Below are 6,019 nucleotides of genomic sequence, written 5' to 3' on the forward strand. Positions count from 1 at the left end.
GACGAATCTTATGATTTTAGTAAATGATTAAAATGTGCTTTATGAAAAGCATATGATCCTTTAAGCCTTTCAAAAGAAAGGGATTATAATCATAATAGATGCTATCAAGACCATTATGGTTATGAGTTTTGGAGGTTTAGGGGGTTTTGGAGGTGCTTTTTACGCTCCCCCCTTTACATATTTTTCAATAAAAAATAAAAGTCATTATATTTCAATAAGTTAATCTTTCAAATAAACAACCTATATTAAACACAAAACATAAATACAATCTTTAATATATATTTAAGAGGGTTTTGTAGGTGTTTTGGGGGTTTGAGAAACCTTCAAAACCTATAAGTAATATAAGAAAATGAATATATATATATAACCCTCTTTAAACAAAGCTTCTGATAACAATAAAGCTATCATTTTAATTACGGTATAATCTTTTAAAGGCAATGTAAAAGAAGCGTATTCACTTTAAGATGGGATTTCTTAAAAGTCTTAAAGCAATCCAAATAAGAGTATCTAAAAGTGCAAGTTTCTTCTTTTTAGAATAACGCATATAAACACTCCTTTTAAGATGGTAGGTAATCAACTTAACAAGAGAGGTATAGATTAATCGCTATGTTCTATACCCCTTATGAGTTTATCATACCCATTATGTGAGCATGCTTTAATAAGCTTATTCAGTTTCTCTTATTTCTAATTTTGGTAAGTTCTTAACAATCTTCATTGTTTCTAAACTTACGGTAATAACCCTTTGAAATAACTCTAGAGGGTAGGCAGGGTTGCCAACGGTTTCAACAGCATAGCGATTGGCATCATTAACAATGCCACTCTTTTTATCAGTCTTTACACATTGACGCCCCATAACCCATTCAAGAGCGGGTTTACCATTAACGATATACGCATAAGCTTCCTTAGGTATATCTGTCATTGTGATATTGCTATTGTAAATAACAGTTGATTTATCTTTTTCTTTACCTGCTTTTGCGAATTTCATTTCTGTAACGTAATAGAATTTCTCAGGATTAGAGATCTCTGTAAATTTTGGATTACCCTTTTTAAAGGTCACGGGATAAGGCTCTACAGTTTCATAATTCACGTGCAAATGCCCTAGTTCACGTCCAGCATTAACAAACTTCCAAAAATCTTCAGCGCTTTTTACACAAGGGATGCGAGGCAATTCTTTAGAGAGGTTATCAGCATAACGAGCACGATAATCTTCCGAATGTAACAATCCGTAGACGTAATAGAACAAATCATCTTTAGTGATTTTTTCATTCGGATAAGCTGCTTTAAAATGTGCTAATCCTTCATCAGTAATGGCATCACGCCTCTGTAAATCAGCTGTTTTACTTTCTTCTGTAGAAATTAAAAATAAATGGGATTGTTTTTCATTTTTACTTTTTGAAACCGTATCATCTTTGTAAATATAGCGTGGAAAGCATTGACCTGTATCTATTACACTCACATCAGGTACATTTTTAGTCATCAAGATAGAAAATCCACTTCTTGCTCCTACAGAAGAAACTTGTATCACTTTATTTTCAGTCGCTTTTTCTATAGGAAATATCCGCGGCATTTGGTAAACCATATCATTGAAGGTACGATTATAATAAAGCCATCGTTGTGTAAAAGGACGATACAGACTTGGTATGAGGCATGTCTCTTCAAATTCAAAAAACTTTCCTTTTGTCAACTCTTGTTTAAGTCCACGGCTCCAACTTATCTTACTTTCATCTGAATTTACAAAATTATTTACAACATTGGTATGTATTTTACGGTCAGTGTGTGCATAAGTATCATTAAAACGTTCCACTTCACTGTTATAGAAGGCAATCATATTACTCATGTTTTTCGCTAGAGCTTCAGGGCTTGAGTTGTATGTCCAAGCATCACGACTCGTCATAATACCGCGAGAAAAATTTTCAAACAGCTTTTTACCATGACTTTTCTTATCACCTAGGGCTAGGAATGTTTTGAAACTCTCATCACGTTGATTTATCCAATCACCATGTTCATCCGGCGTGATCATTTGCCAACTTTGTTCACGTGTAATGCCATCAATACTACCAAAGTATTCAAGAGCTGTAAGTTTTTCTTTTGTCGTGAAATTATTACCAATGTCATGATAGTAAATTTTACAATCTCCGGAAGCATTGGGATTTTTGATAAACAATGTTATAGCAATACCAGTCATACTACCATTGCCAAAAACATTTTCACCTTCTTGAGCTTTCCCATCGCTTAACATATTTTTACGAATATCCCCCCGTAAATTAAGCACATAAATACTCGTAAACTCTTTGGCTAAAGATTTTCGTAAGCTATCCATTGTTGGCTTTTCTATGTAACCAGAACCAGAAACAAAGCCTATTACCCCAGCATTACTAATACGGTCACTTGCCCAACGAATGGCACGGATATAGCTGTCATAAAGTGCTCGTATATTCGTTACTTTCGATTGAGCAGCATAAGTTTTACGGATACGTTCATCTAATATGGGATAAGGGCTGTTCTTTGCATTATCATTTTCGCTTTTTTGCCCTACTGAATAAGGAGGATTCCCAAAAATAACTTCAATATTGAGGTTTTTCTGAAGTTCTAAATATTCACTGTTTTTCTCTAGTAAACCTCTCATCAGATCTTGTTTTTCAAGCATCCGGAATGTATCGGTTAAACCAATATGTTTGAAAGGAGTATACTCTCCTTTCTTCAAACTATGATAAGTCGATTCAATGTTAATGGCTGCTATGTAGTACGCTAGCAAAACAATCTCATTGGCATGGATATCATGACGGAACTTATATTCCATATCCTCTGGTTTTATGAGCTTTGATTGTAAAAGCCTTGTGATAAAGGTACCCGTTCCCGTGAAAGGGTCAAGAATAGAAACACCACGTGACCCCAAGCTTTTTCCAAATTCATTGCGTAAAACATCATCAACAGAATGAATGATAAAATCCACGACCTCAACGGGGGTATAAACAATGCCAAGCCTATCCGTTGTCTTCTTAAAAGCTTTGGTAAAAAAATCTTCGTAAAGTTTGATAATAAGATTTTGTCTTGCCTGTGGTTCTGTAATGCCAGAGGCACGGAACTTTACGCTGTCATAAAACTCTTGTAATTCTTTGGATTCTTCCTCAATATTGGTTTTATCGAGTTCTGTTAAGATTTTTTCCATTGCTTGCGAAATGGCATTGTTTTGTACAAATTCATTGCCCTCAAACAAAGCTTCAAACACAGGACGCGTCACAAGATGTTGCGCTAACATCTCAATCGCTTCTTCTTGCTTTATCTCACTGTTTAAGTTGTTTTTTAATTCTTTATAAAACGTATCAAAGGCATGATAAGCTTCGCTTGTCTGATCAGAAAGCATAGTTTGAAGGCGTGTGATATGGTTTTGTGCAATCTCAGCAACATTGCCAGCCCAAATGCCCCAATAATCACTCATGGTAGATTTTTTAACAATCAGTGTTTTGAGAGCATTGGGAAACTCAACAAAAAAGGGCAATCTTCCTTGTCCTTCATATGTTTGGTGCGGTTCATGAGCTTGTGTCCCAATACGAAGTCCGGATTGTTCCGATTTTTCGTGGAGCGTGATTTCGTCAATAACCGTGGTGACATTCTCTAATTCGGTCTTTTTAGAAACTGTAACAATGTCGATGATAGAGCTTACGTCTTGTCCTAAGACCATCTGGTTAAGGGTTTTACTAAAATTCTCATCATGGGCAAGCAAAGCATTGAGAACTTGCCAGACAACACTGTATCTCTTATTGTTTTTTAATGCCTCTTCTGGTGAAACACCAGCAGGAACACCAACCGGCAAAATGATATAGCCCATCTTTTTGCCTTTTGCACGACGCATCACACGTCCCACTGCTTGTATCACATCCACTTGGCTTTTACGCGGGTGTAAAAACATAACCGCATCAAGGGAAGGAACATCAACACCTTCTGAAAGGCAGCGTACATTGGTTAATATACGGCAGACATTCTCACCCGCATCTTCTTTCAACCAATCAAGTTTTATCGTACGGTTTTTGGCACCAGATTTTCCATTAATATGATCTGCTTGACAGTTAAGAGGGGGAATATTTTTATGGTTTTCATGAAGATTACGTAAATCTTTCTTAACTTCTTCATCGTTGAATGTTCTACATATGCGTTCAGAAGTATCAATATCTCTACAAAAAGCCAAAGCCCGATGCATGGGTCTTGTATCATCCCCAAGATCAATTTTCAGATCCATTTTGGTAAGAGCTTGATAACAACCCATGATCTTTGTTCTATCATCAAGAATAAGTTCATAATTCTCATCTGTCATCAGATGCTGGATAGATTTACTCACTTCTCCTTCATCAACACCTAAAACGATAATCTTGTAAGGCGTTAAAAGTCCATTTTTTACAGCATGGGAGAAACTATAAGAATAAAGGATTTTTCCATAAAGCTCTTCATCATCCATAGAAGCCAGAACAGCATCAATCTCATTAGCTTGTTTTTTGGCATTATCACTAAAGATACGAGGGGTTGCTGTCATATACAGACGTTTCTTGCCCCGAATAAGGCTATTATTATGAACCTTGATAAACTCAGATTCACTCTTGTCTGTTCCTAACACAGCTCCAGTGGTACGGTGTGCTTCATCACAAATGATCAGATCAAATTCCGGTAAAGCATATTTCTTTTGCGCATCCGAAATCACTTGGATCGAATGGTAGGTAGCAAAGACCACAGTCATGGCATCAGGAGAAGTCTTATTGGCTTTTTCTCCAAGCTTTTGAGAATCTGTTGTTGCTGGTAGAGCGAGATCCGAGACATCGAGTTCGGCAGCATCATCTTGGGCTTTACGACGCTTGCCAACTTGTGTATCAGAACACACCGCAAAGGAACGCAAGGGTATTGCTGTATCTGCTGTCCATTCTCTTATTGTTTGTGACATTAAAGAAAGAGAGGGGACAAGAAATAAAACACGTTTACCTTGACCAGCAAGAGCTTCTGCTATCTTCAGACTGGTAAAGGTCTTTCCCGTTCCACACGCCATAATCAGCTTGCCGCGGTCTGCTTCTTGTAACCCTTCACAAACAGCTTTAAGCGCTTCTTGTTGATGATCTAAAAGATTTTTCGGTTCTTTTTTCTTAAGAGTAGCTTCCCCTTTGCTTTCAAAGGTTGCCCAATCTATTTGACTGTTTTCCAGATCAAAAAGATTAATCCGTTGAATGCGGATTCCTTGTCCTTCACAGGTGAGATCGGCATTGTTACTCCAATTACCTTCGGTGCTATCAACCAGAATACGGCGTGTGAAGATCTTTTTTCCCGAGGCAGCAATAAAGCTATCAATATCTTCCTTCTTGATCTGATGATTTGCACTATAAAACTTACATTGAATAGCGGCATATCCTTCTTCATCACGAATTTTAGCAACCAGATCAATGCCGATATCACGCCCATCTTCCCCATGCTCTTGCGCCCATTCATAATAGGTTTGAACCTTTTCATATTCTTGGCATTGTAGAGGGTCTTGCGTCAAATAAGCAATTACAAACTTTTCAAAAGAAGTTCCTCTATCGCGCGCACTTTCTGTATGATCACGGTAGGATTGTAACAGAGAGCGTAATGTCAGTGATTTGTTATGAGATTGAAGCATTTATAATAAAACCCCACCGCTATATAAGCGTTGATCTATCGGTGTCAAAAAACTTTAAATAGAATCTGCTAGATCTATTTAAAACAAATAGCAATAATAAAATAAAAAAAGGGTGCTAAAGACCCACAACCTGCTTAAAAAGAAATTTTATTAAATGCTGCTTATCCACAGCCCATGACATGAGGTAAAATCAGCAAAATAGTGAAATTTGCTGTTCGTTTTATGGAAAAAAGACAAATTTGATATGTGCTTTAAGATATCAGAATAAGTATTTTGATAGGTTTTATGAGTCACTAAAATAGTCTATTTTGTCAGTTTAATTTACTGACACAAACTGACAAATATATATTATGGATTGTATTTAAGGTTGTATTGTCGATATAG

Annotated in this window: 1 protein-coding gene; it reads right to left on the reverse strand. The window is 36.5% G+C overall.

Annotation, left to right across the window (positions count from 1 at the left end):
* Positions 1 to 664: 664 nt before the first annotated feature.
* Positions 665 to 5,635, reverse strand: a complete 4,971-nt coding sequence (locus ACFILW_RS08630; RefSeq protein ID WP_375685564.1) for a DEAD/DEAH box helicase — start codon at positions 5,633 to 5,635, stop codon at positions 665 to 667.
* Positions 5,636 to 6,019: the final 384 nt, after the last annotated feature.

The sequence above is a fragment of the Bartonella sp. TT110JLCBS genome (assembly GCF_042193405.1).
Lineage (GTDB): Bacteria > Pseudomonadota > Alphaproteobacteria > Rhizobiales > Rhizobiaceae > Bartonella.

Bases quoted from the DNA above. Each gene is read 5' to 3' on its own strand.
- ACFILW_RS08630 (WP_375685564.1), bottom strand. From the start codon at position 5,635: ATGCTTCAATCTCATAACAAATCACTGACATTACGCTCTCTGTTACAA.